Origin of the sequence: Labrys okinawensis (genome assembly GCF_002982075.1) — a bacterium.
GTDB lineage: Bacteria > Pseudomonadota > Alphaproteobacteria > Rhizobiales > Labraceae > Labrys > Labrys okinawensis_A.
Map to the genome: position 1 here is coordinate 25423 of NZ_PUEJ01000003.1, position 26869 is coordinate 52291.

Annotated in this window: 24 protein-coding genes and 1 tRNA gene; 10 read left to right on the forward strand and 15 right to left on the reverse strand. The window is 65.1% G+C overall.

The annotated features are described in order from the left end of the window. Positions 1 to 129: 129 nt before the first annotated feature. Positions 130 to 1332 carry a D-alanine--D-alanine ligase gene (locus C5L14_RS07185; protein WP_105861377.1) on the forward strand — a complete coding sequence of 401 codons (1203 nt, stop codon included), beginning with the start codon at positions 130 to 132 and terminating at the stop codon, positions 1330 to 1332. Positions 1333 to 1351: 19 nt separating this feature from the next. Here the strand turns inward: C5L14_RS07185 and C5L14_RS07190 are convergent, their stop codons facing one another. From C5L14_RS07190 to C5L14_RS07200, 3 genes are all read right to left on the reverse strand, one after another. Further along, positions 1352 to 4144, reverse strand: coding sequence for a molybdopterin-dependent oxidoreductase (locus C5L14_RS07190; protein ID WP_105861378.1), 2793 nt, complete (start codon positions 4142 to 4144; stop codon positions 1352 to 1354). A gap of 94 nt (positions 4145 to 4238) precedes the next feature. Continuing rightward, positions 4239 to 5081, reverse strand: coding sequence for an FAD binding domain-containing protein (locus tag C5L14_RS07195; RefSeq protein WP_105861379.1), 843 nt, complete (start codon positions 5079 to 5081; stop codon positions 4239 to 4241). Between the two features lie 166 nt (positions 5082 to 5247). Continuing rightward, positions 5248 to 6447 (reverse strand): amidohydrolase family protein, encoded by a 1200-nt coding sequence (locus C5L14_RS07200; RefSeq protein WP_105861380.1) that lies wholly within the window; start codon positions 6445 to 6447, stop codon positions 5248 to 5250. Between the two features lie 195 nt (positions 6448 to 6642). Between C5L14_RS07200 and C5L14_RS07205 the strand changes: the two genes are divergently transcribed. Continuing rightward, on the forward strand, positions 6643 to 7056 hold the full coding sequence (locus C5L14_RS07205; protein WP_181161064.1) for a nuclear transport factor 2 family protein: 414 nt from the start codon (positions 6643 to 6645) through the stop codon (positions 7054 to 7056). A 116-nt stretch (positions 7057 to 7172) separates the two neighbouring features. Here C5L14_RS07205 and C5L14_RS07210 read toward each other — a convergent pair whose 3' ends face one another. The 4 genes from C5L14_RS07210 to C5L14_RS07225 form a co-directional block, all read right to left on the reverse strand. Then, positions 7173 to 9017 carry a monovalent cation:proton antiporter-2 (CPA2) family protein gene (locus C5L14_RS07210; protein ID WP_105861382.1) on the reverse strand — a complete coding sequence of 615 codons (1845 nt, stop codon included), beginning with the start codon at positions 9015 to 9017 and terminating at the stop codon, positions 7173 to 7175. 230 nt (positions 9018 to 9247) lie between these two features. Continuing rightward, a complete protein-coding gene (gene groL / locus C5L14_RS07215; protein ID WP_105861383.1) occupies positions 9248 to 10888 on the reverse strand; it encodes a chaperonin GroEL in 1641 nt (546 codons plus the stop codon). 42 nt (positions 10889 to 10930) lie between these two features. After that, positions 10931 to 11218, reverse strand: coding sequence for a co-chaperone GroES (gene groES / locus C5L14_RS07220; protein ID WP_105861384.1), 288 nt, complete (start codon positions 11216 to 11218; stop codon positions 10931 to 10933). A 208-nt stretch (positions 11219 to 11426) separates the two neighbouring features. Continuing rightward, positions 11427 to 12287 (reverse strand): DMT family transporter, encoded by an 861-nt coding sequence (locus C5L14_RS07225; protein ID WP_181161065.1) that lies wholly within the window; start codon positions 12285 to 12287, stop codon positions 11427 to 11429. A gap of 59 nt (positions 12288 to 12346) precedes the next feature. On the opposite strand from C5L14_RS07225, the gene C5L14_RS30280 reads away from it, so the two are divergent. The 4 genes from C5L14_RS30280 to C5L14_RS07240 all read left to right on the forward strand — a co-directional run bounded on the left by C5L14_RS30280 (position 12347) and on the right by C5L14_RS07240 (position 16453). Then, positions 12347 to 12556 (forward strand): hypothetical protein, encoded by a 210-nt coding sequence (locus tag C5L14_RS30280; protein WP_181161066.1) that lies wholly within the window; start codon positions 12347 to 12349, stop codon positions 12554 to 12556. 289 nt (positions 12557 to 12845) lie between these two features. Further along, positions 12846 to 14072, forward strand: coding sequence for a 5-aminolevulinate synthase (hemA, locus tag C5L14_RS07230; protein WP_105861937.1), 1227 nt, complete (start codon positions 12846 to 12848; stop codon positions 14070 to 14072). 417 nt (positions 14073 to 14489) lie between these two features. Beyond that, positions 14490 to 15524 (forward strand): glycoside hydrolase family 25 protein, encoded by a 1035-nt coding sequence (locus C5L14_RS07235; protein WP_105861386.1) that lies wholly within the window; start codon positions 14490 to 14492, stop codon positions 15522 to 15524. Positions 15525 to 15607: 83 nt separating this feature from the next. After that, the gene (locus C5L14_RS07240) at positions 15608 to 16453 is read left to right on the forward strand and encodes an alpha/beta fold hydrolase (protein WP_105861387.1); all 846 of its coding nucleotides are present in this window, start codon (positions 15608 to 15610) and stop codon (positions 16451 to 16453) included. A 324-nt stretch (positions 16454 to 16777) separates the two neighbouring features. Here the strand turns inward: C5L14_RS07240 and C5L14_RS30285 are convergent, their stop codons facing one another. Continuing rightward, complete coding sequence (locus tag C5L14_RS30285) at positions 16778 to 16936, reverse strand: hypothetical protein (RefSeq protein ID WP_181161067.1); 159 nt, start codon at positions 16934 to 16936, stop codon at positions 16778 to 16780. Positions 16937 to 16998: 62 nt separating this feature from the next. After that, positions 16999 to 17523, reverse strand: a complete 525-nt coding sequence (locus C5L14_RS07250; protein ID WP_105861389.1) for a DinB family protein — start codon at positions 17521 to 17523, stop codon at positions 16999 to 17001. A 91-nt stretch (positions 17524 to 17614) separates the two neighbouring features. On the opposite strand from C5L14_RS07250, the gene C5L14_RS07255 reads away from it, so the two are divergent. Then, the gene (locus C5L14_RS07255; RefSeq protein WP_281062565.1) at positions 17615 to 18517 is read left to right on the forward strand and encodes a LysR substrate-binding domain-containing protein; all 903 of its coding nucleotides are present in this window, start codon (positions 17615 to 17617) and stop codon (positions 18515 to 18517) included. A 231-nt stretch (positions 18518 to 18748) separates the two neighbouring features. On the opposite strand, the gene C5L14_RS07260 is transcribed toward C5L14_RS07255, so the two are convergent. The 3 genes from C5L14_RS07260 to C5L14_RS30290 form a co-directional block, all read right to left on the reverse strand. After that, positions 18749 to 19396 carry a glutathione S-transferase family protein gene (locus C5L14_RS07260; protein ID WP_105861390.1) on the reverse strand — a complete coding sequence of 216 codons (648 nt, stop codon included), beginning with the start codon at positions 19394 to 19396 and terminating at the stop codon, positions 18749 to 18751. A gap of 95 nt (positions 19397 to 19491) precedes the next feature. Beyond that, positions 19492 to 20787 (reverse strand): UDP-N-acetylglucosamine 1-carboxyvinyltransferase, encoded by a 1296-nt coding sequence (murA, locus tag C5L14_RS07265; protein WP_105861391.1) that lies wholly within the window; start codon positions 20785 to 20787, stop codon positions 19492 to 19494. 159 nt (positions 20788 to 20946) lie between these two features. Then, positions 20947 to 21108, reverse strand: a complete 162-nt coding sequence (locus C5L14_RS30290; protein ID WP_181161114.1) for a hypothetical protein — start codon at positions 21106 to 21108, stop codon at positions 20947 to 20949. A 100-nt stretch (positions 21109 to 21208) separates the two neighbouring features. On the opposite strand from C5L14_RS30290, the gene C5L14_RS07270 reads away from it, so the two are divergent. Next, positions 21209 to 21283: transfer RNA gene (locus tag C5L14_RS07270), tRNA-Thr, on the forward strand. 231 nt (positions 21284 to 21514) lie between these two features. Here C5L14_RS07270 and C5L14_RS07275 read toward each other — a convergent pair. Beyond that, positions 21515 to 21730: a hypothetical protein gene (locus C5L14_RS07275; RefSeq protein ID WP_105861392.1), complete on the reverse strand. Its 216-nt coding sequence runs from the start codon at positions 21728 to 21730 to the stop codon at positions 21515 to 21517. 225 nt (positions 21731 to 21955) lie between these two features. Then, positions 21956 to 22204 (reverse strand): hypothetical protein, encoded by a 249-nt coding sequence (locus tag C5L14_RS07280; protein ID WP_105861393.1) that lies wholly within the window; start codon positions 22202 to 22204, stop codon positions 21956 to 21958. Positions 22205 to 22419: 215 nt separating this feature from the next. Between C5L14_RS07280 and C5L14_RS07285 the strand changes: the two genes are divergently transcribed. Further along, complete coding sequence (locus tag C5L14_RS07285) at positions 22420 to 23853, forward strand: C69 family dipeptidase (protein ID WP_105861394.1); 1434 nt, start codon at positions 22420 to 22422, stop codon at positions 23851 to 23853. On the opposite strand, the gene C5L14_RS07290 is transcribed toward C5L14_RS07285, so the two are convergent. Further along, a complete protein-coding gene (locus C5L14_RS07290) occupies positions 23810 to 25141 on the reverse strand; it encodes a hypothetical protein (protein WP_105861395.1) in 1332 nt (443 codons plus the stop codon). The genes C5L14_RS07285 and C5L14_RS07290 overlap by 44 nt on opposite strands. 255 nt (positions 25142 to 25396) lie before the next feature. On the opposite strand from C5L14_RS07290, the gene gndA reads away from it, so the two are divergent. Next, positions 25397 to 26821, forward strand: coding sequence for an NADP-dependent phosphogluconate dehydrogenase (gene gndA / locus C5L14_RS07295; protein WP_105861396.1), 1425 nt, complete (start codon positions 25397 to 25399; stop codon positions 26819 to 26821). Positions 26822 to 26869: the final 48 nt, after the last annotated feature.

Below are 26869 nucleotides of genomic sequence, written 5' to 3' on the forward strand. Positions count from 1 at the left end.
CCAAGATCCTGCTACCGCCGGCCTGGCCACGGAATTTCCATGGAACGGCGACGAGATCGCAATTTGCCTGCCGGCTCCCGGCACTTTATTTTCGAGCCAACGATTCGGTTCAATTTCCAAGGAAAAACGATGTCGAAAACGCGCGTCGCGGTACTATTCGGTGGGCGCTCGCCGGAGCATGACGTCTCCATCGTTTCAGGCCTGCAGGCGCTCAATGCGCTCGACAGCTCGAAATATGACGGTTTTCCCGTCTATGTCGCGGGAGACGGCGCTTGGTTCACAGGCGATGCCCTGCGCAACCGCGCCAGCTATATTCCGGATGAGGAGGCCCGGCGCGGGCTCACACGGGTCGATCTCGACCTGTCGGCCGGCAAGGGGCTCCTGATCCCTCGTGGCAAGACGGGGCTTTTCGCCAAGAAACCCGAGCCGATCGAGTTCGACGTCGCCCTGCTCGCCTTCCATGGCAAAATCGGCGAGGACGGCCAGATGCAGGGCGTGTTCGAGACCGCCAATGTGCCCTATACCGGCGCGCGCACCCTGGCTTCGGCCGTCCTGATGGACAAGGCCATCACCAAGCGGGCCTTTGCCGGGCGCGGTATCGGCATGCTGCCGGACGTAGTGGTCTCGCGCCCCGCGACCGGCCTGATGCCTGACAAGGCAGGCCTGGAGGCCGCGCTCAGGAACATTACCTTCCCGGTGATCGTCAAGCCGGCGCATCTGGGGTCTTCGATCGGCGTCGCCAGGGCCGAGGACGTCGACACCGTGCGCCAGGTGCTGCCCGGCATCTTCAAGTTCGACACCCACGCGATCATCGAGCCTTTCGTCGAGAATCTGGTCGAATACAACGTCGCCGTGCGCCGCGAGAAAGGCGAGATCGTCACCTCGGCCATCGAGCGCCCCAAGCGCGAGACAGACCTGCTCGATTTCAAGACCAAATACATGTCCGGCGGCTCCAAGAAGACCGGCGGCGGCAAGCAGCCGGGGGCTTCGAGCCAGGGCATGCTGTCGCTGACCCGCGACATCAATCCCGAGCTGCCGGCGGCGATGGAGAATACGATCCGGCAATGGGCGACGGAGGCCTTCGATGCCGTGAACGGCACCGGCGCACCGCGGATCGACTTCCTGTCCAATGAGCGGACCGGCGAGGTCTGGCTCAACGAGGTCAATCCCTGCCCGGGTTCCTTCGGCTATTTCCTCTGGGAGGCCGCGGCCAAGCCGGTGCTGTTCACCGCCCTGCTCGACCAGCTCATCGAGGAGGCCAAGGCCTGCCACCGCGCCGCCCAGCTGCCGAGCGATCCCACGCCGGCGGATGCGCGTCTGTTCAAGCGGTGACTCCCAGGACCGCCGGCTTTCAGCCGGCACTTCCTTCTTTAGAAATGGCCGGCTGAAAGCCGGCGGTCGCAGAAAGGTCGCGCTCCAAAATCGCGGCCCGGACCCGGTCCGGCGTCGCCGGCACCCGGCGAAGCCTGATCCCGGCCGCGTCGTGCAGCGCGTTGAGGATGGCCGGAGCGGTGGGAATGAGGGCCTGCTCGCCGACGCCCTTGGCGCCGAACGGGCCGACGGGCGAGGCATCCTCGATCAGGATCGTCTCCACCGGCGGCACATCGCCGATGGTAGGAATGAGATAGTCGTGCAGGTTCTCGCCACGGCCGGGGTGGAATTCCTCCATCAGGGCAAGGCCGAGGCCCTGGGCGACGCCGCCTTCGATCTGGCCCTCCACCAGCGTGGGATTGATGGCGCGGCCGACATCATGCGAGGCCGTGATCTTCAGGACCCGGACCGTACCGAGCTCGCAATCGACCTCGATCTCGGCCATATGGGCGCCGAAGCCGTAGAGGGCGTAGGGTTCTCCCTGGCCGTTCGCGTCGAGGGGGCTGGTAGGCGGATCGAAGGTCTGTTCGGTCGACAGGACATAGCCGAGGTCGGTGGCCGGCAGGTCCGCCAGCCAGAGCGTGCGTACCCTCTCGCCGTCTTCCACCGTCAGCACCGCATCGCCGAAGCGGATCGTGGCCGTCTCGCCGGCGTTGGTCTGGCGCAGGATCTGGGCGCGCAGGTCCCGCCCGGCGAGCTCCGCCGCCTTGCCGGTGACGAAGGTCTGGCGGGAAGCCGAGGTCTTGCCGCAATCGGGCGAGAGGTCGGTGTCGGCGGAGACGAGGTCGAAAGCCTCCACCGGGGCGCCGAGCGCTTCAGCGCAGATCTGGGTGATCACCGTATTGGAACCCTGGCCGATATCGACGGCGCCCTGGTGCAGCGCCAGGCGCCCATCGGGCTTGAGCCCGAGCCGGATGGTGGAGGGATTGGGCAGGGAGGTGTTGCCGCAGCCATACCACATGCCGGCAACGCCGACGCCGCGGCGCAGGGAATCGCGCCGATCGCTGTTGAAGGCGGCCGCCGCCTCGCGTGCGCGCCGCCAGGGATCGCGCAGGGCCTCGAGGCATGCCTTGATGCCGACACCCTCGCCGAGCACCTGGCCCGTCACGGTCGGCAGCTCGTCGGTGAGGGCGTTGCGGATGCGGAATTCCAGCCGGTCGATGCCGAGCCTGTCGGCGAGCGCGTCGTAGAGCTGTTCCTGGGCGATCGAGGATTGCGGCACGCCGAAGCCGCGGAAGGCGCCTGCCGGCACCAGATGGGTATGCACGGCGCGGGCAACGGCGCGGTAATGCGGGATGTAGTAGGGGCCTGAAGCATGTACCGGCACCCGATTCGCCACGGTCGGGCCCCAGGAGGAATAGGCGCCGGTGTTGAAGTCGCCGGAAAAATCCATGGCGGCGAGCTTGCCGTCCCTGGACGCGCCGATCCGCACCCTCATCCTGGCCGGATGCCGCTTGGTGGTGGTGGCGATCGATTCGGAGCGCGAATAGACCATGCGGACCGGGCGGTCGAGATGCCAGGCGGCGACGGCGATGAAGGGCTGGATCGACAAATCGAGCTTGGAGCCGAAGCCGCCGCCAACGGCGGTCGGGATGATGCGAACATTTTCGGGCGGGATACCGAGGAGGCCGGCGACATCGTCGCGGTCCATATAGGGCGCCTGGGTGCAGGCCTGGATCTCGATGCGGTCTCCGACACGGCGGGCAAAGCCTGCCTCCGGCTCGATATAGGCATGCTCGACGAAACCCGTCTCGAACTCTCCCTCGACCATGGCATCGGCGGCGGCCAGGGCGGCCTCGACATCACCGCGTGCGACGCGTCCCCGCGTGAGGATATTCTCGGGGCGGGCAGGATGGAGGAGCTCAGCCGAAGCGAGGGCCTCGTCCATGGCCGTGATGGCGGTGAGTGCGGTCCAGCTGATCGGAAAGGCCGAAAGGTCGAGGGCCTCGACGGCGGCCGGCTCGCCGACCACGGCAGCCACGGCCTCGCCACGAAAACGGGTTTCGCCACTGGCGAAGACGGGCTGGTCGGCAAAGGCCGGGATGACGCCGTAGCAGTTGCGGCCAGGCACGTCGCGAGCCGTGAAGACCCTGACGATCCCGGGATGTGCGGCGAGGAAAGCCTCGATGTCGCCGATCTCGAAGGCGGCGCGATGATGGGGGCTGCGGATGGCGCGCAACGCCAGGACATCGTTCGGTGCCTCGTCCGCCCCGAAAATGTCGCGCCCTTCCACCTTGGCCATGCCGTCGAGACGATCGATACGCGAGCCCACCGGGTTTGCAGGACTGGTTGGCTGGAGGGTCGCGGAGCCTTCCGCCACGGCGAGCACCGCAGCGATGATCTTGCGATAGCCGGTGCAGCGGCAAAGAACCCCGCCGAGGGCATCGGCAATGCGGCCTTCCGTTACCTCGGTTCCGCGCTGCAGCAGCGCCGTCGCGGCTGTGAGCATGGCCGGCGTGCAGATGCCGCATTGGGCCGCGCCATAACGCAGGAAGGACGCCTGCAGGGCCTGGGTGAGCGCGTTGTTGCGGGTCAAGCCCTCGATGGTGTCGACGGTATGTCCCTCGACTTGCGCTGCGGCGACGAGGCAGGAACAGGCCGCCTCGCCGTCGAGCAGGACGGTACAGGCCCCGCAGTCGCCGGCATCGCACCCGACCTTGGTGCCCGTCAGCCCGAAGGCTTCACGCAGGACCTGGCTGAGGCGCGACCCGGGCGCGGCGGCAATGGTGGCGGTTTCGCCATTCAGCGTGAAGCCGGGCAGCCTCTGGTCCATCCGCCTCTCCTCGAGCAAAGCGCTTTGGCAGAAGCGCCCTTTTGCTCTCTCTTCGTTTCGACGCGTCTTCATGATTCTAGGCAAGACCGCCGAATCACGAAACGCTTTGTTGCAAGGCCGCATCGAGCGTGCGGGCAATCAAGGTTTTCACCGCGTCACGCCGATACTCCGCGCTGGCACGGACATCGTCGATCGGCGCAAGGCCCGCGAGATGCTCCGGCCGGATCAGCACGCCGAGGCCGGGCTCAGCCTTGGCGCCGATCAGGGTAGCTTCCAGGCCGGTAAGGCGCCGGGCGATTTCCGAGCAGGCACCGACGGCGATACGCGCCTGGCTGATGATACCCTCGTCGTCGCAAGCGATGATGACGGCCACCATCGCAATGGAGATGACGAGATATTTGCGGGCCCCAAGCTTCAGGAAGGCCGAACGGCCGGTCTCGATGCTGCGCGGCACCAGGATCGCGCTCACCAATTCGTCGGGCCGTCGGGCGGTTCTGCGATAGCCCGTGATGAAATCGCCCAGGGTGAGTTCGCGCCCGCCCTTTGCCGAGCGCAGTTCCACACGTGCGTCGAGCGCGAGCAGAGGCGGCACGCCATCGGCCGCGGGCGAGGCATTGCATAGATTGCCGGCTATGGTTCCGGCATTCTGGATCTGGATGGCGCCGACCTCGCGGGCGGCCTGCTGCAGGGCATGCAAAGCCGGCGGCAGCGCAGCCCCGGCGATGGCCGACCAGGTCGTACGGGCGCCAATGCGGATGACGTCGGCGCCGAATTCAATTCCCGACAACCCGTCGATGGCGGAAAGATCGAGCACGGCGCCGGTGAGCGGCCTGTCGCCCAGAGCGGGGAAGATGTCGGTGCCGCCCGCGAGAATGCGCATCGGCTCAGCTGCGAGGGCTTCGCAGGCTTCGTCCACCGTTCTGGGGCGCAGATACATCCCCACCTCGCGCAGTGAGAAATTGTTAGTGTACTAATAAATTATCGAGGTGTCGGAGTCTGTCAAGTGAAGGTTGGGAGCTTGGGGGTGGGTCTTCGACCCGGCTCTCCTCCGCAGCCGGTGCGGCGGTTCCAGGCTGATCTGAAGACCGGCCCGAAGCTAAGCCTCAAGCCCTCTCGATCACCGGCACCTTGGTGGCCGGCGGCGTGTTGCGGCTGCGCTGGGTGCGCACCACGCCATCGATCACGGTCATGCCGATGCCGGGCAGGTCGCCGAGCTCGATACTCTCGAGCAGGTTCTTGCCGGCCGAATGCTGGGCCTTGTCCATCAGCACGAAATCGGCGGCACGGCCGACTTCGATCAGGCCGCAGTCGAGCGAGCGCATGCGGGCGGTGTTGCCGGTGGCAAAGCACAGGGCGATCTCGGCCGGCACGTCGCCGAGCGAGGACAGCATCGAGACCATACGCAGAATGCCGAGCGGCTGCACGCCCGATCCAGCTGGTGCATCCGTGCCGAGGATGACGCGTTCGAGCTGGTTCATCTCGCGCGCGGTGCGCAGCGTATAGAGTGCGGCCCGTTCGTTGCCGTTGTGCACCAGTTCGAGGCCGCGGCCGCAGCCCTCGCAGATACAGCGGATCTGGTCGAGGGGCAGGGCGGTATGGCCGCCATTGATATGGCCGACGACGTCGGTATCGGCTTCCAGCACGACGTCCTTGTCGATCAGACCCGAGCCGGGAATCGACGGGCCGCCGGTATGGATGGTCGACTGGATGCCGTACTTGCGCGCCCAGCTCACCATCTTGCGCGCGGTGGGGCCATCCTTGACGCCGCCGAGGCCGACCTCGCCGAGCAGTTTCACGCCGGCGGCGGCGAGTTCCTTGAAGTCGTCCTCCACCATGTCGGGTTCGATGACCGGCGCGCCGGCATGGATCTTCACGCCGCTGGGCCGGAAGGCCGAGAAGGTGCGCTGGGCATAGATGGCCATCGCCTTGAGGCCGGTGACGTCGCGGGGGCGGCCGGGGGTGTGCACCTCGCCGGCCGATATCATGGTGGTGACGCCGCCATGGAGGTTCGATTCGATCCAGCCGAGCTGGTTCTGCCGGGGCGTCCAGTCGCCGGCGACGGGATGGACATGGCTGTCGATCAGGCCTGGCGTGACGGCGGTGCCCAAGGCATCGATCACGCTGGTGGCCCCGGAAAGGTCGAGATCTTTCTCCCGGCCGATGGCGGCGATGCGGCCGCCGACCGCCACGATCGTGTCGGCATCGAGGATCGGATTGGCGATGTCGCCGCTCAACAGCAGGCCGATATTGCGAATGACGAGCTTGTCATCGGCCCCGCCGTCCCTAGCTTCCTCATGCGCCATGATGCGCTCCTCCGATGGTTCGAGATCGTTAGTCTACAAACAATTTTGAACGGCTCAAGGGCCGATGAGGCGATTGCCTGCGATCGCCTACCACCCAAGCGTGGCTTTGGCCGATGCCGGCGCAGGCGTATTCTAGCGCCATCCGCATCGCTCGGCTTTTGCATCGAGGCGCGATGCGGCTGGAGGGAAAACGTCATGAATGATCGGGCAAGCATGGAAGAGCTCGTGCGCCGGGCCTATGAGCGGCGCAGTGCCGGCGATTTGGACGGCATCATGCAGTGTTTCGGGCCGGATCCGAGCTTCCGGCTCGCAGGGGATGCGGTGCTGGGTGTCCTGACGACCGAGATCCGCGGGCGTGACAATTTGCGACAGGCGATGCGCCAATTGGTCGATGCCTGGGATTGGCGGGACTACCGGATCGACGCCATCCTGGTGGATGGCGATCGCGTTGCCGTGCACGCCAAGGGCACCATGCTATTCGTGCCGACAGGGCAGCGCTTCGACACGGAGACGTTGGATCTGTTGGAGATCGCCGACGGCAGGATCAAGCAGTTCCTGCAATTCTGCGATACCCACATGGCGGCCAAGGCGATGGGTTTTGCCGCCTGACGGTCTCCAAAGGATCGAGAATCGCAAAGACGCGTCAGAACAATGAGTTAGAGCAAATGAGCGTTCAGGCTTGAAGGCGCCTTGCTCTAGGAGAGTCCGGTTTGAGGGCAAGGCCCTCAGCCGGTCTCTTCCTCTTCCTTCGCCTCCTCGGCCGCGTCGATGGCTTCCTTGTTCAGGGTGACGCCCACCGTGTCCGGACGTTCCAGCGGCTCGGGCTTCATCAGGCGCTTGGAATTGATCAGGTCCATGCCGGCATAGATGCCGCCCTGCTGCTGCGCCACGATGCGCCTTGCATCCCGGTCGCGGACGTCCTCGATGATCTCCTCGGCCTCGATATTGTCGACACCGAGTGCTTCCAAGGTCGATCGCCCGAAGGCGAGGGCGCTCTCATAGGTCTCGCGCATGTGGAAGTCGACACCGGCGCTGAGCAGGGCCAGCACATGCTGGCGGTCATAGGCGCGGGCATAGACTTCGGTGAGCGGGAACTCGGCCTTGATCATTTCGACGATCTTCACTGCCGTGGCCCGGTCGTCGATGGCCACGCAGATCACGCGGGCCTCGCCGGCACCGGCCGCGCGCAGCACGTCCAGCCGGCCCCCATCGCCGAAATAGACCTTGGCGCCGAAGCGGGCGGCGACGTCGATCATCTCGACATCCTTGTCGATGATGGTCGTTTCGATGTCGGCGGTGCGCAGGACCTGGGAGACGACTTGGCCAAAGCGGCCGAAACCGATGACCAGGGCCTTGCCGTGAGCGTCGGAATAATCCTCTTCCCGGGTCAGCTCCGCCGGTGCGAAACGGGTGAGCAGGCGCTCGGACCCGGCGGCGATCAGGGGGCCGAACAGCATGGTGAAGGCTGCCAATGCCTTGACGAAGCCGGCCTGCTCGCCCTGGAGGAAGCCATAGGACAGCCCGAGCGGGATCAGCACGAAAGCGAACTCGCCGGCCGGTGAAAGCAGGATGCCGGAGCGGATGGCATCGAGCTTGGTGGAGCCGGTGAGGCGGAAGACGGCGGCGACCGAAACCGACTTGACCAGGATGAGGCCGAGGGCTGATATCACCAGGGCCAGCCAGTGCTGCAGCACCAGCGCGCCGTTGATGTCCATGCCCACGCTCATGAAAAACAGGCCGAGCAGCAGCCCGCGGAAGGGCTCGATGTCGGCCTCGAGCTCGTGGCGGAAATTCGACTCCGCCAGCAGCACGCCGGCGAGGAAGGCGCCGAGGGCCATCGACATGCCGGCCCATTGCATCAGGAGAGCGGTGCCGAGCACCAGCAGCAGGGCGGCGGCCGTCATCACCTCGCGGGCGTCGGTGGTGGCGAGGATGCGGAACAGCGGGTTGAGCAGATAGCGTCCCGCCAGGACCACCACGGCGATCGAGCCGATCATGATGCCGGTACGGGTCCAACCGCCGCCATCATTGGCGGCGTGGGCCGCTTCGACGGCGAAAAGCGGGATCAGCGCCAGGATCGGCACTACCGACATGTCCTGGAACAGCAGGACTGCGAAACTGCGCTGGCCGTAGGGCGCCTGCAGCTCGCCGCGCTCGCCCAGGACCTGCAGGGCGATGGCGGTGGCGGAGAGGGCGAGGGCAATGCCGGTGATCGCGGCGCCCATCATCGAGAGGCCGAGCGCATGGGCGATACCGCCGATCACCAGGGCGCAGACCACGAGCTGCAGGCCGCCGAGGCCGAAAATGTCCTTGCGCATCGCCAGCAGGCGCGAGAGCTGCAATTCGAGCCCGATGACGAAGAGCAGCAGGACGATGCCGATCTCGCCGATATGCTGGATGGTGACGGTGTCGGTGAACAGCGCGAAGCCGGACGGTCCGATCGCCAGACCGGCGATCAGATAACCGAGAATGGCGCCGAAGCCGATGCGCTTGAAGATGGGAACCGCGACGACCGCGGCACCGAGGAAAAGCAGAAGGCTGGGAAGAAAACTGGCGTTGGAATGTTCCATGAGCCTTCATGCAATTGGAGAGCGGCGAGGTCAATTCTTTAGGGACAACCAGTGTCCGGAAAGGAATTGGAGGTGCACAGGGACGGTAGGAAAAAGAGAGGGTTATCTCCCAGATTTAATCTCCCCGCATGCCGGTTCAAGAGCGCTCTCGATCGGCCCGCTTTCGGCAAAGAAAAAGGGCGGCGCCTTGCGGCACCGCCCTCTCGTCATCAGCCGGTTGGCTGGACTTCTTAGAAGTCCATGCCGCCCATGCCGCCGCCCGGCATTGCCGGAGCAGCAGCGGCCTTGTCCTTCGGCGCTTCGCCGATCATCGCTTCCGTGGTGATCAGGAGCGAAGCCACCGAAGCGGCGTCCTGCAACGCGGTGCGCACGACCTTGGCCGGGTCGACGATGCCCTTCTCGAGCAGGTCGACATATTCCTCGTTCTGCGCGTCGAAACCGAAGGTCTTCGACTTGTTCTCGAGGATCTTGCCGACGACGATCGAGCCTTCGACGCCCGAGTTCTCGCAGATCTGCCGGATCGGGGCTTCGAGAGCCTTCTCGACGATCTTGATGCCGGCGCGGATGTCCGAGTTGTCGGAGGAGAGCTTGGCGACCGCAGCCTTGGCGCGGAGCAGAGCCGTGCCGCCGCCGGGGACGATGCCTTCCTGAACGGCCGCGCGGGTGGCGTTCAGAGCGTCGTCAACGCGATCCTTCTTCTCCTTGACTTCCACTTCGGTGGAGCCACCGACGCGGATGACGGCAACACCGCCGGCGAGCTTGGCCAGGCGCTCCTGGAGCTTCTCGCGGTCGTAGTCGGAGGTGGTCTCTTCGATCTGGGCCTTGATCTGAGCGACGCGGCCTTCGATGTCCTTCTTCTTGCCGGCGCCGTCGACGATCGTGGTCTTCTCCTTCTCGATCGACACCTTCTTGGCGCGGCCGAGCATCTGGAGGGTCACGGTCTCGAGCTTGATGCCGAGGTCGTCGGAGATCACCTGGCCGCCCGTGAGGATGGCGATGTCTTCCAGCATGGCCTTGCGGCGGTCGCCGAAGCCCGGAGCCTTGACGGCAGCGATCTTCAGGCCACCACGCAGCTTGTTGACGACGAGCGTCGCAAGAGCTTCGCCTTCGACGTCTTCAGCGACGATGAGCAGGGGCTTGCCGGTCTGCACGACGGCTTCGAGCACCGGCAGCATGGCCTGCAGGCCCGAGAGCTTCTTCTCGTGGATGAGGATGTAGGGATCCTCGAGGTCCGCGATCATCTTCTCGGCATTGGTGATGAAGTAGGGCGACAGGTAGCCGCGATCGAACTGCATGCCTTCGACGATGTCGACTTCGGTGTCGAGGCTCTTGGCCTCTTCGACCGTGATCACGCCTTCATTGCCGACCTTCTGCATGGCCTTGGCGATTTCGCCGCCGATGAAGGCGTCGCCATTGGCCGAGATGGTGCCGACCTGGGCGATCTCGGAGGAATTCGCGACCTTCTTGGAACGGTCGGCGATGTCCTTGACGGCAGCCTGGACAGCCAGATCGATGCCGCGCTTGAGGTCCATCGGGTTCATGCCGGCGGCAACCGCCTTGGCGCCTTCGCGGACGATGGCCTGGGCGAGAACCGTGGCGGTGGTGGTGCCGTCACCGGCGGTGTCGTTGGTCTTGGAGGCAACCTCGCGGACCATCTGGGCACCCATGTTCTCGAACTTGTCCGAGAGCTCGATCTCCTTGGCGACGGTGACGCCGTCCTTGGTGATGCGGGGCGCGCCGAACGACTTCTCGATCACGACATTGCGGCCCTTCGGGCCCAGCGTGACCTTGACGGCATTGGCGAGAATGTCGACGCCGCGCAGCATCTTGTCACGCGCGTCGGTGGAGAATTTGACTTCCTTGGCAGCCATGTGGGTGTCCTCAGAATGAATGGGGAAAGCGGTAGCTGCCGATTAGGCAACGATACCCATGATGTCGGATTCCTTCATGATGAGGTAATCCTCACCATCGAGCTTGATCTCGGTGCCCGACCACTTGCCGAACAGGACGCGATCACCAGCCTTGACATCGAGGGGGGTGAGCTTGCCGGATTCGTCGCGGCCACCCGGGCCGACGGCGATGACCTTGCCCTCCTGGGGCTTTTCCTTGGCGGTGTCGGGGATGATGATGCCGCCCTTGGTCTTTTCTTCGGCATCGACGCGCTGGACGACCACGCGGTCGTGGAGCGGACGGAACTTCATGGTTGTCTTCCTCTTGTGCGAGGGGGCTGGCCCCTGGTCCACATCGAAGGGATTTTTATGATAGGTCGTTAGCACTCACCGACGGTGAGTGCTAACGACTGACCCGCATTTAGTCAGGGCCCTGCGCACTGTCAAGGAGCGCCCCCGCAAACAATTCCGACCAAAATGAATTTGGTGAATGGGGGGCAGGGGCAAACCGGGCACGACCTCAGGCCGCGCGGGCCCGCGGTACGCTGAAGGTGGCGAAAAGGCAGGCTGCCATGATCAGCGCAGCGCCCGCGAGCGTCCAGTTCGTCGGCACTTCGGCGAAGAGGTAATAGCCGAAGATCATCGCCCAGACGAAGGCGGTATATTCCATGATGCCGAGCCGAGCGGCATGGCCGCGCGCATAGGCCCAGGCGAGGCACAGATGACCGAAAGTGCCGAACAGGCCAACCGTGGCCGTGATCAGCCAATGCTCCAGCTTGACCGGCTGCCATTGCCACGCGCCGGCCGGCAGCACGAACAGGAAGGCGAAGCAGTTGGAGAGCAGCACGATGGTCAGCGTCGAATCCTGGCTCGACTGCTGGCGCATCAGCACCATCGACAGGGCATAGAAGAAGGCGCAGCCGAGCGCCGCCATCAGGCCGATCACGTCGAAGGCGTGGGCCCCGCCCGCCTCCTGGCCGCGTGCGATCACCAGCACGCCGGCAAAGCCGACCAGGATGGCGACCAGCGCGCGCACGGCGATCGCCTCCTTCAGGATGATGCGCCCCAGCACCGCCATCAAAAGCGGGGCGAGGAAGGTGAGGGTGATCGCCTCGACCAGCGGCAGCCGCGAAATCGCGGTGAAAAAGCAGGCCGCCGTCGCCAGCACCACCACGGCGCGCACAGCGTTGCGCCGGAAGGCGGCGGGGCTCGGCCAGCCCTTGGCGAAGAGGAGATAGATCACCATAGCCGTCACGGCGCCGGCGCCGTAGCGCATGGTGATGGCCTGCATGAGGGGATAGGTGGTCGAAATCACCTTCATGCCGGTGTCGAGAAAGGCCAGGAAGGTGACCCCCAGCCCCGACATCAGGATAGGGCGCAAAGAAGCCTCGTTCCTCATGGCCACACCGGCCGCGGCAGCCTCGCCCGAAGGGCCGGCAAATGTCCGATGTCTTGCAGATTCCATTCGATCACGCCTGCGGCACGCTCAAGTGGAATCCGGCTGGCGATTGCACCATCCCTGCGACGGGCTTCGGGAGTCTCGATATCGGGGAGGAACACGGGGTAGCCGCCGAGCATCAGGAAATCTTGTTTCCTTTCATTAATAAGGATGGAGGTGAATCGTCCATCGGGCGCCGAAAATATTTCTGATCCCGACCCGTTGGCGATCCTGCTGGAAGCACTTTCCAGCAATCGGAGCAAGCCGTCCCCACGGCTATGGCTTATTTTCGCGCGGCAGGTTGCGCTGCGTGCCAAAGCGCAGGGACCCGCGACCAATCGCCGTCTTTACTGCCCATCATGGTGCATCGGCCCGAAATCCGGGTTATGACTGAGCCAGATTGGAAGAGTTCGAAGCGGGCGACGGCCTCTCGGGGCCGGCAACGCCGGATACAGGCCATCGCCGGCCAAGGTCGGCTGAAGGCGAGTTTGGGTTGAGATGATGAACTATACTGCGATTTTCGAAACGGCCGTCGACGCTCTCCGGCGCGAGAAGCGCTATCGGGTCTTCGCCGACATCGAACGGATCGCGGGGCGTTTTCCCCATGCCCTCTGGCATGCGCCCGATGGCCCGCGCGAGATCGTGGTGTGGTGCTCGAACGATTATCTCGGCATGGGGCAGCATCCCGCCTCGATCGCGGCGATGGTGGAAGCGGCCCAGCAACTCGGCGTCGGCGCCGGCGGTACGCGCAACATCTCGGGCAACAGCCATCAGGTGGTGATGCTGGAGCATGAGCTGGCCGATCTTCACGGCAAGCCGGCGGCCCTGGTCTTTACCTCCGGCTATGTTTCCAACCAGACCGGCATCTCCACCATCGGCAGGCTGCTGCCGGATGGCCTGATCCTGTCCGACCAGCTCAACCACAATTCGATGATCGAGGGCGTGCGGCAATCGGGCTGCGAGAAGGCGATCTTCCGCCACAACGATCTCGACCATCTCGAAGACCTCCTGCGCAAGGCCGGCAAGGAACGGCCCAAGCTGATCGCCTTCGAGAGCGTCTATTCCATGGACGGCGACATCGCACCGATTGGCCGGATCTGCGATCTGGCCGAGCGCTACAACGCCATGACCTATCTCGACGAGGTCCATGCCGTCGGCATGTACGGCGCCCGCGGCGGCGGTATCGCCGAACGTGACGGCGAGATGGGACGCGTGGACGTGATCGAGGGCACGCTCGCCAAGGCTTTCGGCACGCTCGGCGGCTACATCGCCGCCAATGCCCCCATCATCGATGCCGTGCGCTCGCACGCGCCGGGCTTCATCTTCACCTCGGCGCTGCCGCCGGCGGTGGCGGCGGCGGCGCAGGCTTCCGTGCGTCATCTCAAGGTCTCGCAGAGCGAACGCGCGGCCCAGCAGGCCAATGCCGCCCGCACCAAGGCGGCGCTGGCCGATGCCGGCCTGCCGGTGACGATCTCCGAGACCCATATCGTGCCAGTGACCGTGGGCGATGCTGAACGCTGCAAGGCGGCCAGCGACCTGCTGCTCGCCGAGCACGGCATCTATATCCAGCCGATCAACTATCCCACCGTGCCGCGCGGCACCGAGCGCCTGCGCATCACGCCGACGCCTTTCCATGACGAGGCCTTGATCGCCGAACTGACGAGGGCGCTGGTGGCGGTGTGGCGCAAGCTCGACCTGCCCTTCCGGCTGCGGGCCGCGGCGGAATAAATCGGCTTCACGCAGGCAATTGCAGTTCACTTGAACGTCGAGGTTGCACGACCTTGGTCATGGCCGGGGCACGCCCGGCAATGACAAATCGGAGCGTTTTTTCCCCGAATGAAATGCATTGGCATTCGGCACCAGGCTTTTCATCGTTACGAACGCGTGAGGCGTCGCGGGTGGCTGGCGGTGCTTGCGACGACGGCATTGACCGGGATGGGGCGGCCAGCCGAAACGAGCAGCGGCGGTAACCATGATTGCTAGCCGAAAACTTACCATATTCCGGGAATGGCGCGCCTTGTGGCCCGAAATCAACGGCTCCGCCTTTTGATTCAATCTTTGTTGGCGATTTACGCACAAACGTTTGGTTACGGCTTCCGGGGGGACTGGGGCCGATCGTTCCGGCGTTTGTTGACGTGAGTATCCATGCGCGTACTGGGCCTGCCAGCCATTCTCGTCGCCTGTCTCGCCCTCGCGAGCTGCAGTGCCATCAGCGGCGATCCTGACCGGCCCATCCGGCCGCCGGAGACCACGGGCTCGGTCGCTTCCTCCATTCCGGCGCCGCCGGAGCCGGAACCGATCCAGCAGCCCCTTCCCGAAAGCGTGCCGCCGGACACGGTGGCCATGGCGCAACCGCCGATTTCCAGGCCGCCGCTGCGGCCTGTTGCGCTTCCCGTCGAGCCAGCGGCAGCGACCATGACCGCGCCGGTGATCAGGCAGAGCCTGCGCGAGCGCATCTATGGCCGCCGCTTCCGGGATGCCAAGCCGATCAATTTCGGGAAGGCCTCGCCCCGCGCCTTCGCGGTCCACGGTGTCGACGTCTCGCGCTGGCAGGGCGACATCGACTGGCAGACGCTTCGCCAGCAAGGCGCCAACTTCGCCTTCATCAAGGCGACCGATGGCGGAGACCATCTCGATCCCCTCTTCAAGCGCAATTGGCGGGCTTCGCATGAGGCAGGCCTCAAGCGCGGAGCCTACCATTTCTTCTACTGGTGCCGCAGCGGCGCCGAGCAGGCACGCTGGTTCATCCGCAACGTACCGCGTGTCGACGGGGCGCTGCCGCCGGTGCTCGACGTCGAATGGAATGCGGACTCCGCCTGCAAGCGGCGGCCATCGCCGACCGAGATCCGTGAGAAGATGCGCGTCTTCCTCACCATGGTGGAGCAGCATTACGGCCAGCGGCCGATCATCTACACGGCGCCGGGCTTCTACCACGACAATCTCGAAGGCGCCTTCCTCGATTATCCCTTCTGGCTGCGCTCCGTCGCCCAGCACCCCTCCAAGGTGTTCGAGGGCCGGAAATGGATCTTCTGGCAATATTCCGGATCGGGTCTTTCGCACGGCGTCAGCGAGAAGATCGATCTCAACGTCTTCAACGGCAGTGCCGAGGCCTGGTATCGCTGGGTCGACCAGAATACGGGCGGAGGAGGCGCAGGCTCCGACCGGTATGCTTCCCGATAGAACACTATTTTAATGCGCTTTGACGTCGGTGCCCAAATGACGGATCGTCGGCTCGATCGGATTTCGAGTCGACGGATCCTCCAATGCGCATCATTCTTGCCGCCTTTTCCGCCTGCCTCCTGTTTCTCGCCCCGCTCGGGGCGGTCCGGGCGGCCGAGCGCTGGGAGACGCTGCCGCCGACGCCGCCCCCGGTGGCCAAGGGCGGTTTTGCCGACATCAACGGCATCAAGCTCTATTACGCCACCCTCGGCAAGGGAGCGCCGGTCGTGCTGCTGCATGGCGGGCTCGGCAATTCGGACTATTGGGGCCTGCAGGCCAAGGTCCTGGCACGCCGCCACAGGGTGATCCTCGTCGACAGCCGCGGCCATGGCCGCTCGAGCCGGGACGGCAAGCCCTTTGGCTATGACCTGATGGCCGATGACGTCGTCGCCCTGCTCGACAAGCTCAAGATCCGACAAGCCGATATCGTCGGCTGGAGCGACGGCGCCATTCTCGGCATCGATCTGGCCATCCGCCATCCCGACCGTGTCGGCAAGATCTTCGCCTTCGCGGCCAACACCGTGACTTCCGGCGTCAAGGAGGGGGTCGACAAGAATCCCACCTTCGCCGCCTATATCGAACGGGCCGGCAAGGAATACGCCAAGCTGTCGCCGACCCCGAAGGGGTATGAGGCCTTCGTCGGGCAGATCAGCCAGATGTGGGCGACCCAGCCGAGCTGGACCGACGTGCAGCTCAAGGCGATCAAGTCACCGGTGCTGGTGGTCGATGGCGATCATGACGAGGCGATCAAGCGCGAGCATACCGAATATATCGCTGCCACCATTCCCGGCGCCGGCCTTCTGATCCTGCCCAATGCCAGCCACTTCGCCTTCCTGCAGGACCCGGCCCTGTTCAACGCGGCTCTGCTGGCCTTCCTCGACGGGAAGTGAGCGCAGGCCCGGACGTTTCCCGGGACCGCCGGCATCCTGCCGGCTCTCGACCGCTGGGCGAACCGCCCTTATCGGTCCGCACCTACGGCATGAATGGTGCCGTTTCCTGGAGGCCAGCAGGATGCCGACGGTCCCAGGGACGCAGTCTCAGGCCTCGCTCGATCTGGGTGCAGCTTGCGCTCCAAGCTTTCGAAGCCGCGACCGAGGCGATAGACGCCGTTGACGACGGCACCGCCCTGGGCCGCCAGGCCGGCGATCCCCGGCGGCACCGACCCAATGCCGCACGCCGGGCTTGTCCGGACATGATCGGTTGACGGGGGGATGTCATCCAACCGCCGTCCGCCATGCCCTGAGACGTTGCAACAGCCGACGAACGATGCCTGGCGCTGCCGCCCCGCCGGTCTCGATGATGAAGCCATTGCGGCGTGGGGCATGGCACCAATGCCGGCCCCAGGGATCGTCCTGATAGTCGGTGCTGGACATCCGTCGAACTCCCAAAACGGTTGTCTGACGGAGTATAGGCTTTGCCTGCTGACCGCGGCTTGTCAGCAGTCGATGTCGCCCCGCCATGCCCGGCGTTCCGGCTCCGAGCGATGCAGGTAGCCGGCGAAGACGTCGACCGAGGCGGCTGGTGCGACCTCAGGCAGGAGACGGCCGATCTCGCCGCGGTGATAGCCGCCATGCGTGATGACATGGGCCAGCATTTCCTCACGCGACATCCGGCCCGGCTGCCCGTCCGTGAACCGGAAGCGGATGGGTGCCTGCAAGTCATCCGCCGACAGGCCGGCGACGTAATCGATATAGGCTCTGTCCGTCTGCCGAATGTCCGCGGACAGGCCTGTCAGGGGCGGCAGTTCGTCCGGTTCGTTGTCGTCATAGGCATGGCTGTACCCCTGAAGATGCGCCATGAAGATGCGATCGACGATGTGAGCATGATTGAGAAGGCGCAGCGCCGTGTCGAAATTGGAGGCCGGCCCGGCCTGGGCGAGATCGACCATCGCCTCGAGCAACAGCCCGTCGGCCCAGGCCTTGTAGCGATACAGCGACGTCAGAAGGGACTGCGCGCCCATGCGCTTTTTCCTCTCGCTCGGCTGCTCCAGACTTGCATTGCCCATGCATTCGCGCAAATTCGAAATCGGCCTTCAAGGATAAGCAGATGTTATGAAGTCTCCCATCAATCTGAGACAGGTGGAGGCCTTCAGGGCCGTGATGCGCACCGGCCAAATGACACTGGCGGCCGACCTGATGGCGGTGACGCAGCCGGCCATCAGCCGCCTGATCGCCGATCTGGAGCGAGCGACCGGCCTGGATCTGTTCGAGCGCAAAGGCAATCAGATCAGGCCGACCCGTGCCGCGACCGAGCTGATGGAGGAGGTGGAGCGGGCTTTTGTCGGCCTGGACAGGATCGTCTCGCGCGCCAGGGAGATCGGGCGGCATTCGGCCGGAACCTTGCGGATTGCGGCCATGCCGGCCCTGGGCAACGGCCTGCTGCCGCGCTTCCTGGCTCGTTTCCTGCGCGACAAGCCGGGTCTGAACCTGTCCCTGGATACGCTGCCCTCCGCCATGGTGATCGAGGCGGTGGCTGTCGGCCGGGCCGATCTCGGCTATGCGGATGAGCCGCTCGACAGGAGCGGTTTCATCATCGAGGCCTATCCTGCCGCCGCACTCGCCGCGCTTCCGCAGAGCCATCCTCTGGCCCGCAAAACCGTTATCGAACCTGGTGATCTAGCCGGCGAACGCGTCATCAACCTGGATCCCGGCACCCTGTTTTCGATGCGGGTGGAACTGGCGCTTGCCGGCGTACCACGCCTTGCCGCGCTTGAAACGAGGCTCTCCTACACGGCCCTTACCCTGGTGGCCGAAGGTGCGGGCATCGCCCTGGTCGATCCGGCTTCGGCGAGCGAATTCGCGGGCCGGGACATCGCCTTTCGCCCCTTCGGCGTTTTCATCGATGCCGGTTTCCAGATGATCCGCTCGGCGAACCGGGTCCGCCTCGACGTGGCGGAGCGCTTCGCCATGGAATTCGACGCCTATCTGAAGGAACGCCTCGGCAAGGCGCTTTGATATCGCCTGGCAAAAGGATCGATCTCTCGTGCGACGGCCCTGTCATCCCGGCCGTGTCGCAGACCCGAGAAGCGGATTCGGGGCTACAAGTCGCGCCCCACGGCCCCAGTCACAAGCAAGGCTTGTGACGGTACCCCACCCTCTCGCTGTACTCGCGAGCGGCTCGGCCAGGGATGACCGATGAGGGATGTCGGCCCTTTATAACTTGCGGAATGGGAGGAGACCCACCTCTCAAAAGGCGAGCCGGCCACGCAGGTCGTCGAACGGAATCATGACATGGTCGCGATAGGGCGCCCGTGCCTCGAGGCGCTCATACCAAGCCCGCACATACGGAATTTCAGGGCGGGAGATATCAAGATTGAAATAGCGATAGAGCGTGGTCCCGACGGCAATGTCGGCCAGGCTGAGATCATCACCCAGCATATGGCGCCTGCCCTCCAGCCAGCGGTCGAGCAGCCGGAAATAAGCGCTGCAGTCTTCGATGCCCCGACGGATGCGGGGCCAGTCCCTTTGGGTTTCCGGTGTGCGATAGAAGCCCCAGAACACGTCCGTGAGGAAGGCCGGTTGCAAGGCTGTCTGCGACCAGTCCATCCAGCGCTCGAATAGGGAGCGCTCGCCCGCATCGTCAGGCCAGAAACCTGCAGTTCCGAAGCGAGCTGCGAGGTAGCGCAGGATCGTGTGCGATTCCCATACGATAGTGCCGGCGTCGTCGATGATTGGCACCCGGCCATGCGGGTTCAGCGCCAGGAATTCGGGTCGATCCAGGCTGCCGAAATCGCCGCCTGCGGGAATATGCTCATGGACGATGCCGAGTTCGCCCACTAGCCACATCACCTTCTGGACGTTGAAGGAGTTGCGGCGTCCCCAGATCTTCAGCATGCCCGCCCGTCCGTAATGTCAAAGGGGCGCGAACCGGCGTGGTTGCGCCCCGATTGAAAGACCGCAAAAGCGGCGCCGCCGCCAGGCGGACGGCCTCAGCCCTCGCCCGAGATCCGCTCGATCTGGGCGCCGCAGGCCGCGAGCTTGCGCTCCAGGCTCTCGAAGCCGCGATCGAGATGGTAGACGCGGTTGACGACGGTATCGCCCTGGGCCGCCAGGCCGGCGATCACCAGCGACACCGAGGCGCGCAGATCCGTCGCCATCACCGGGGCGCCCTTGAGGGTGGAGACGCCCTCGACGATCGCCGTCTGGCCGTCAAGATGGATATGAGCACCGAGGCGGGCCAGCTCCTGCACATGCATGAAGCGGTTCTCGAAGATCGTCTCGGTGATGCGCGACTTGCCCTTGGCCTTGGTCATCAGGCCCATCAGCTGGGCCTGCAGGTCGGTCGGAAAACCGGGGAAGGGCTCGGTCGTCACGGCCACCGGATCGATGCCATGGCCGTTGCGGCGCACGCGGATGCCCTCATTGGTGGCGGCGATCTCGGCACCGGCCTCGCGCAGCACATCAAGCGCGTTCTCGAACAGCTCGGGCTGAGCGCCTTCGAGCATGACGTCGCCGCCGGCCATCGCTACGCACATGGCATAGGTGCCGGCCTCGATGCGGTCGGAGATCACGCGGTGATGCGCGCCCTGCAGGCGGGAGACGCCCGATATCTCGATGGTCGAGGTGCCGGCGCCCTTGATCTTGGCGCCCATCTTGATCAGGCAGTCGGCGACATCGACGATCTCGGGCTCGCGTGCCGCATTATGGATGACGGTGGTGCCTTCGGCGAGCGTCGCCGCCATCAGCGCGACATGGGTCCCGCCCACGGTGACCTTGGGGAAATCGATCTCGGCGCCTTTCAGGCCGTTCTTCGCCTCGGCGACGGCATAGCCGTTTTCGATTTCGATCTTTGCGCCGAGCCGCTCCATCGCCATCAAGAGGAAGTCGACCGGACGCGTGCCGATGGCGCAGCCGCCGGGCAGGGAGACGCGGGCATGGCCCATGCGGGCGAGTAGCGGGCCGAGCACCCAGAAGCTGGCGCGCATGCGCGAGACCAGTTCATAAGGCGCGGTGGTGTCGACGATGGACCGGGCGTCGAGGCGCACCGTCTGGCCGGTCAGCTCCAGTTCGCCCGGGCGCTTGCCGGCAATGGTGACGTCGAGGCCGTGATTGCCGAGGATGCGGGCCAGCAGGGCGACGTCGGCCAGGCGCGGCACATTGGTGAGGGTGAGCACGTCTTCGGAGAGCAGGCTCGCGATCATCAGCGGCAGGGCAGCGTTCTTGGCGCCGGAAATTGGAATGACGCCGTGGAGCGGCGCGCCGCCGGTGATCTTGATTCGATCCATGGTCGATCCTTCGGAATGGCTTCGGCCTCGCCTGCGACTGGGGCGTCGGCGGCCGGGAGGCAAGCAGTCGAGCAACGTAAGGGATAAGGTTAACCGGTTTGAGTAAACGAAGCGCAAAGGCCGGACAAGGGCGAAGCCGGGGCAGAATCGCGGCGGCGGCTATTCGCTGTCATCCTGTGGCATTTTCGCATCGGCATCGGCGGTTTCCCGGCCTTCGCTCGACAGTGCGTCACGCCCGCGCGTCTGGCTCTTGCGCCGGCCGAGATTGGCACGCAGGGCCTTGGCAAGGCGCTCGGCCCGCTTTTCGGCTTCGGTTTTCACGGGTGTTTTCATCAAATGACGACTTTATGCAGCAACCGGCTTGCGCCGGAGCCTCCCTTGTGGCACTAGAGCGCCGCGCCGGGCAAGTCCCTAGGCAGAAGCTGCAGTAGCTCAGTGGTAGAGCACTCCCTTGGTAAGGGAGAGGTCGAGAGTTCAATCCTCTCTTGCAGCACCATCTCGATCCCCGAAATATTTGGTCGTCCCGGTGTTTTGCGCCGTGCCGTTGCGCCGGTAGTCCTCGATGGCTCTGCGAAATCGGCAGGACGGTGCTGCCTCCGGGAGCCCTCGAGGCAAGCGGATTCGCGAGGAACCGTCGTGGGGGGCGAAACCGCTGGACAAAATGAAACGGGCCGGATGTCCGGCCCGCAAAAGCATCGTCCCTGGCTTGATGAACGCCGATATACCCTCAAATCTCCGGGCGAACCAATTTCTTGGCCGGCGGACGCAGATCATAGATCGCTTCCAGCTCTGCCAGCACATCCGGCAAGGACTTGGCCCCGGCTGCGAGAGAAGGAGCTTCCTCGGTCACGTCGCCATTGCGGATATGCTCCTGCCATTGAGCTTCGCTCATCTGGCCGGAAAGATAGCAGGCGCGAAGGAGATTGGCTTGTTCGCTGGTCATCGCCGTCGATTGCTGAAAGGGAAAGGACATCGCCATGATAGAACGAGGCGTCGCGCGGCCAAGTCAGCAATTAGGGGTTGGCCTGCCACGAAAGGACTAGGCTGAAGGGAGTAAGCCTCGTCCGGGGCCATGTTGAGGCCATATCAAGGAAAGTCTGTGATACCGGATGCGATGGCGGCGAGGCGGAGGGCTGTCCCCGAAGGGGGGCGAGCCCGAATTTTCCGCTCAGGCAAGCGCCGCAGGACGTATGGCGATGCCAGGCAGATGCGCCTCGATTTTTTCCGGCGTCGTTGAAGTTGTCGGCGTGGTTGACGCTGCGTTAAGTTTCCGCTCATTCAAGACGAACCAGCGGTGAGCAATTAAAATTACGAGAGCTACAATAAGATCGAGGACGATCATGCTGAGCATGGTCGAATTAAAAAAATAACTGAACCAGTCGCTGGAAATCTGAGCGTTTTGCGAAATATCTGTCATTCCCTGGTTGAACTCCAGTTCACCTGCAGCGCCCCGTCGCCCAGTAGCCTTACGCTAGGGATGATTAGGTTGCACAAAGGTTAACGCATGTCTCGTTATTCCGCCGTGACCGAGCGCACAATCCGCGCGGCACGATGCCGCGCCACGGGCGACGCCGCGGCGGCCTACCTTGTCGGCGCCCGTAATGGGCCTGAACGTCAGAGCGGAGACGAGCGGTGAGCTACGGACTTTATATCGGCCGGAACCATACGGCGGACGGCGTCGCCTATCTCGCCGGCTATGGCGACGAACCCTCGAGCCACTGGCTCGAGCTCCGGCCGCGCTGCCGGCATGAGGCCGACGCGCGCATCCCGGTCGGCGTGACGCCGCAGGCCGATCTGCCCGGGCGGATGAGCGAGATTCCGCAGGTGCCCGAAACAGCGCGGCATCTGCGTGTCAGCTACAGCTATTATAAGGGCGTGCCGGCGCCGCTCACCAATGGCGGCCTCAACGAGCATGGCGTCGCGGTGCGCGACATCTGGTCGTCCTCGCGTGCCGAACTGGTGGCGATGACGCCGGCGGACCAGACCGGCCCCAATTATAGCGATCTTGCCTGCCTCGTGCTGGAGCGGGCGCGTAGCGCCCGCCAGGGGGTCGAGATCATCGCCGACCTGATCGCCCGCCATGGCTATGCCGACTATGGCGGCAATTCGCACCTGATCGCCGACGCCAGGGAGGCCTGGGTGGTGATCGAGTTCTCGGGCGGCCAGGGCCTGTGGGTGGCGGAGCGGCTCGGACCCGATGCCATTCGCGCCTCCCGGCCGGGCTATGTCGGGATGGTGCCGGTCGAGGATCCCGCACGGACGGACTTCCTCTATCCCCCTCATTTCGTCTCTTTCGCGCAGGAACAAGGCTGGCATCGGCCCGGCACGCCTTTCGATGCCAATGCCGTCTATGGCGACGGCAAGGGCCGCTGGGCCGGCGTGCAGTGGATCGAGGCGGAAATGGCGGCGCGCGCGGCCCGGCCGGAGAAGATCGGCCTTGCGGACGTCTTCTGGGCGGTGCGCACGGAGCGGCTGACGGGCGACACCGCCGGCTATGGCCAGGTGGTGCCATTGCTGGGCGCGGTTCCCGATGCCTTGCGCCTGATCTGGCATACCCCGGTCGGCGCGGTGGCGGCGCCCTTCGTGCCGGTGTTCCTGGGCAGCGCGGCCGTGCCGGAGGAATATCGCCAGCACCGTTATCTCAGCGATGGGGAGGCCTCGCGCTTCCTCGATAGCCGCCATGCCGAGAACGGGCGCCCGCAGACGTTGTCGGCGGTGCCGCAGGGCATCGAATCGACCCGGTCGGCGAGCTTCGCCGGCAAGCGGCTGCTCAACCTGCTCTTCCAGAACCATGAGGCCTTCCTCGCCGAAGCGCTGGCGCTGTGGCAGGCGATCGAGGCGAGGTTGGCGGTGGAGCAGGCGAGAATCACGCGCAGCGCCGCGGCACTGATCGAGGCCGGCGAGCCGGATCTCGCCGCGCATCTGCTCACCTATTTTACCGACACGGAGCTGCGGCGCGCCCTCGATGCGATGGAGCAGCTGGCGCAGGCTCTGGAGGTCAGGACCCGCTACCTTTTCGGCTTCAGGACGGAACCCGTCCCGCGTGCTCCGGCGCAACTGTGGTGACGGGGCCGGCGCGCCCCAGCATCGCTGCCATCCCCGCAAGACTCAGCACCAGGGCGAAGGGAATCAGGCGGAAGGTGAAGGAGGCGTGCTGGATGGTGTGGTTGGCCTTCACCTCCAGCACCAGCAGCGGCAGGAGTGTCAGCGCCAGGACGGCGAGCGCGCCCGCTGCCCGGCTACGCCGCAGCGCCAGCGAAAGCAGTGCAAGCCAGGCCAGCAGGCAGGCTGCGATCGGCCACCAGCCCAGAGGCATGCTGGCGCTTTCCAGGATCAGTTCGTAGAGGCTTTGCAGGGGCCGATAGACCCCGCCGCCGCCTGCGAACCAGCGGGCGAAATCCTGGCTCGGCACCGAGGTCTGTTCTCCGAAAATCCGGCCGGCGGCGACCACCAGGCCCCATTTCGCCGCCCACATGGCGAAATAGCCGGCGATGACGGTGCCCTGCAGAAGGATCGCTTGCACCAGGCTGGCGCCGAGCGGGCGCTGCTCCGCCAGCACGGCACGCAGCAGAAAGGACCAGCCGATCACATAGGCCAGCAGGTCGGGATTGTAGAGAAAATCGAAGAAATTGTAGATCGCTCCCATGGCGAAAGCCCACGGCGCGAAGCCAAGCAGTTCCATCGGCCCCCGCTTGCGCAGCGCCACCGCCCAGCACAACAGCAGGACGGAAAGCGAGACCATGTGGGTCGGCGTGAGGCCCGATAGCGGCAGATCCGTCATCGCCAGGCCCAGGGCCGTCGTGGCGAGGAGCGTGGCGATCCGCGCCCGGTTCGCCGTGCCGCGGAGGACGGGGGGCAGGAACGGCGCCAGCACCAGAAAGGCACACAGGATGAGAAAGCCGCCGCCCCAGAGCTGCAGGCTGTGATAGGAGAAGAACGACAGGAAGGGCTCGGTAACGAGGCGATAGCCGTGCCAGTAGCGCGAATAGGCATAATGCGGCTGCTCGGTACCGGCGAGTTGGTCGCGCAGGCTGTCGCAGATTGATTTCGGCGGCTGCCACAGCAGGGCCGGGGACTGCAGCGTGAAGGTAATCGGGTTGGCCGCGATCGGCGCGATCGCCGTCGACAGGCCGACGCATTCGCTGAAATGGCTGAGCCGGTGCCGGCCGATGCGCTCAAAGGTTTCGTGGTCGCCGAAGGAGTGGTCGGCGAAGGCCTGCCGGACGGCATCCTTGATGGCTTCGGGCCGGCGCAGGCCGTCGGCCAGCCCCAGCGAGAGGCTGGCCAGCAAGATGACGATGGCGAGGGCGGCGAGCGCCTGCGCGACGGTTTTGGCGATGGCGGTCAGATCCACGCGGTGGGCCCCGAGTTCCGCTAGCAAGGCGTCGGAACTGGCGGCAAATGCCGCATTTTGTCAATTCATTCGAGGTGAAGCGCGAACAAGTGGCACGGCCTGCCGGTTTGCTGGAAACAGTTTACGGTTCGATTGCCCAAACATTGGGCGCTCCCATGGATCGGGAGGCCTGTACATCCAGGGACAAAGGCGGCATAGCGCAGGGAAAGGATCGATGCGCCCGGGGCTTGCCGGGCAAACAGGGAGAAGCCGAAAGTGGCACAGGCAGATATCGCAGTCATCGGCATGGCGGTCATGGGGCGCAACCTCGCCATGAACATTGCCGAGAAGGGATTCAAGGTCGCCGTCTACAACCGTTCCTCGGCCCGCACCGACGAGGCCTTGGCCGAAGCGGGCGATCTCGCCGGCAACATGATCCCCTGCCATTCCATCGAGGAACTGGTCGCCGCCCTCAAGCCGCCGCGGGCGCTGCTGCTGATGGTGAAGGCGGGCGCCGCCGTCGACGAGACCATCGCCCAGCTCAAGCCGCATCTGGCCAAGGGCGACATCATCATCGATGCCGGCAATGCCAATTACCGCGACAGCGTCGCCCATGACCAGGCCCTGTCGGCCGAGGGCTTCGAGTTTCTCGGCGTCGGCGTCTCCGGCGGTGAAGAGGGCGCCCGCCACGGCCCATCGATCATGGTTGGTGGCAGCAAGGTTGCCTGGGAGCGCGTCCAGCCCGTGCTGACGGCGATCGCCGCGCGTTATCAGGGCGAATCCTGCTGCGCCTATATGGGTCCGGCCGGTGCCGGCCACTTCGTCAAGACGCTGCATAACGGCATCGAATATGCCGACATGCAGATGATCGCCGAAGCCTATGGCCTGATGCGGGCCGGGCTCGGCATGACGCCATCTGCCATTGCCGACGTGTTCGAGGGCTGGACCAAGGGGCCGCTCGCCTCCTACCTCACCGAGATCACCGTGCAGGCCCTGCGCACGACCGATCCAGCTACCGGCAAGCCGCTGGTCGACATCATTCTCGACAGCGCCGGCCAAAAGGGCACGGGCCGCTGGTCGGCTATCGAGGCGCTGGATCTCGGCGTGCCGGCGAGCGCCATTGCGGCGGCCGTCGAGGCGCGCGGCCTGTCCGGCATGCGCAGCCTGCGCCAGGCCGTGAACGGCGCCCTCGGCGATGCCGAGCGGGCTGCGATCGGCACGGCGACGCCCGAGATCATCGCCGAGATCGAGAAGACCCTGCTCACCGGCAAGATCCTGGCCTATGCCCAGGGCTTCGACGTGTTGGCCGCCGGTTCCAAGCAGTTCGGCTGGAACCTGCCGCTCGCCGAGATCGCCAAGATCTGGCGTGCCGGCTGCATCATCCGCTCGCGCATGCTCGACAGCATGTCGCGCGCCTATTCGGCGACGCCGGCACCCGAATCGCTGATCCTCGATCCGGATTTCGCCGGCGAGCTCAAGGCGAGCCTGCCGGCCGCCCGCAAGATCCTCGGCCTTGCCGTCGCCAACGGCCATCCGGTCCCGGCGCTGACCTCGGCCCTCAATTATCTGCAGCAATTGCGCGCCAGCCGGGCCACCGTGGATCTGGTCCAGGCCCAGCGCGACATTTTCGGGGCCCATGGCTTCGAGCGCGTCGACCAGCCCGGCGCGCATCACGGCCCGTGGCATACCGGCGCCGAATGACCTTGAGTAAAGTGCGGTTCAGCAGAATCGCACTTTACTCCAATTCTG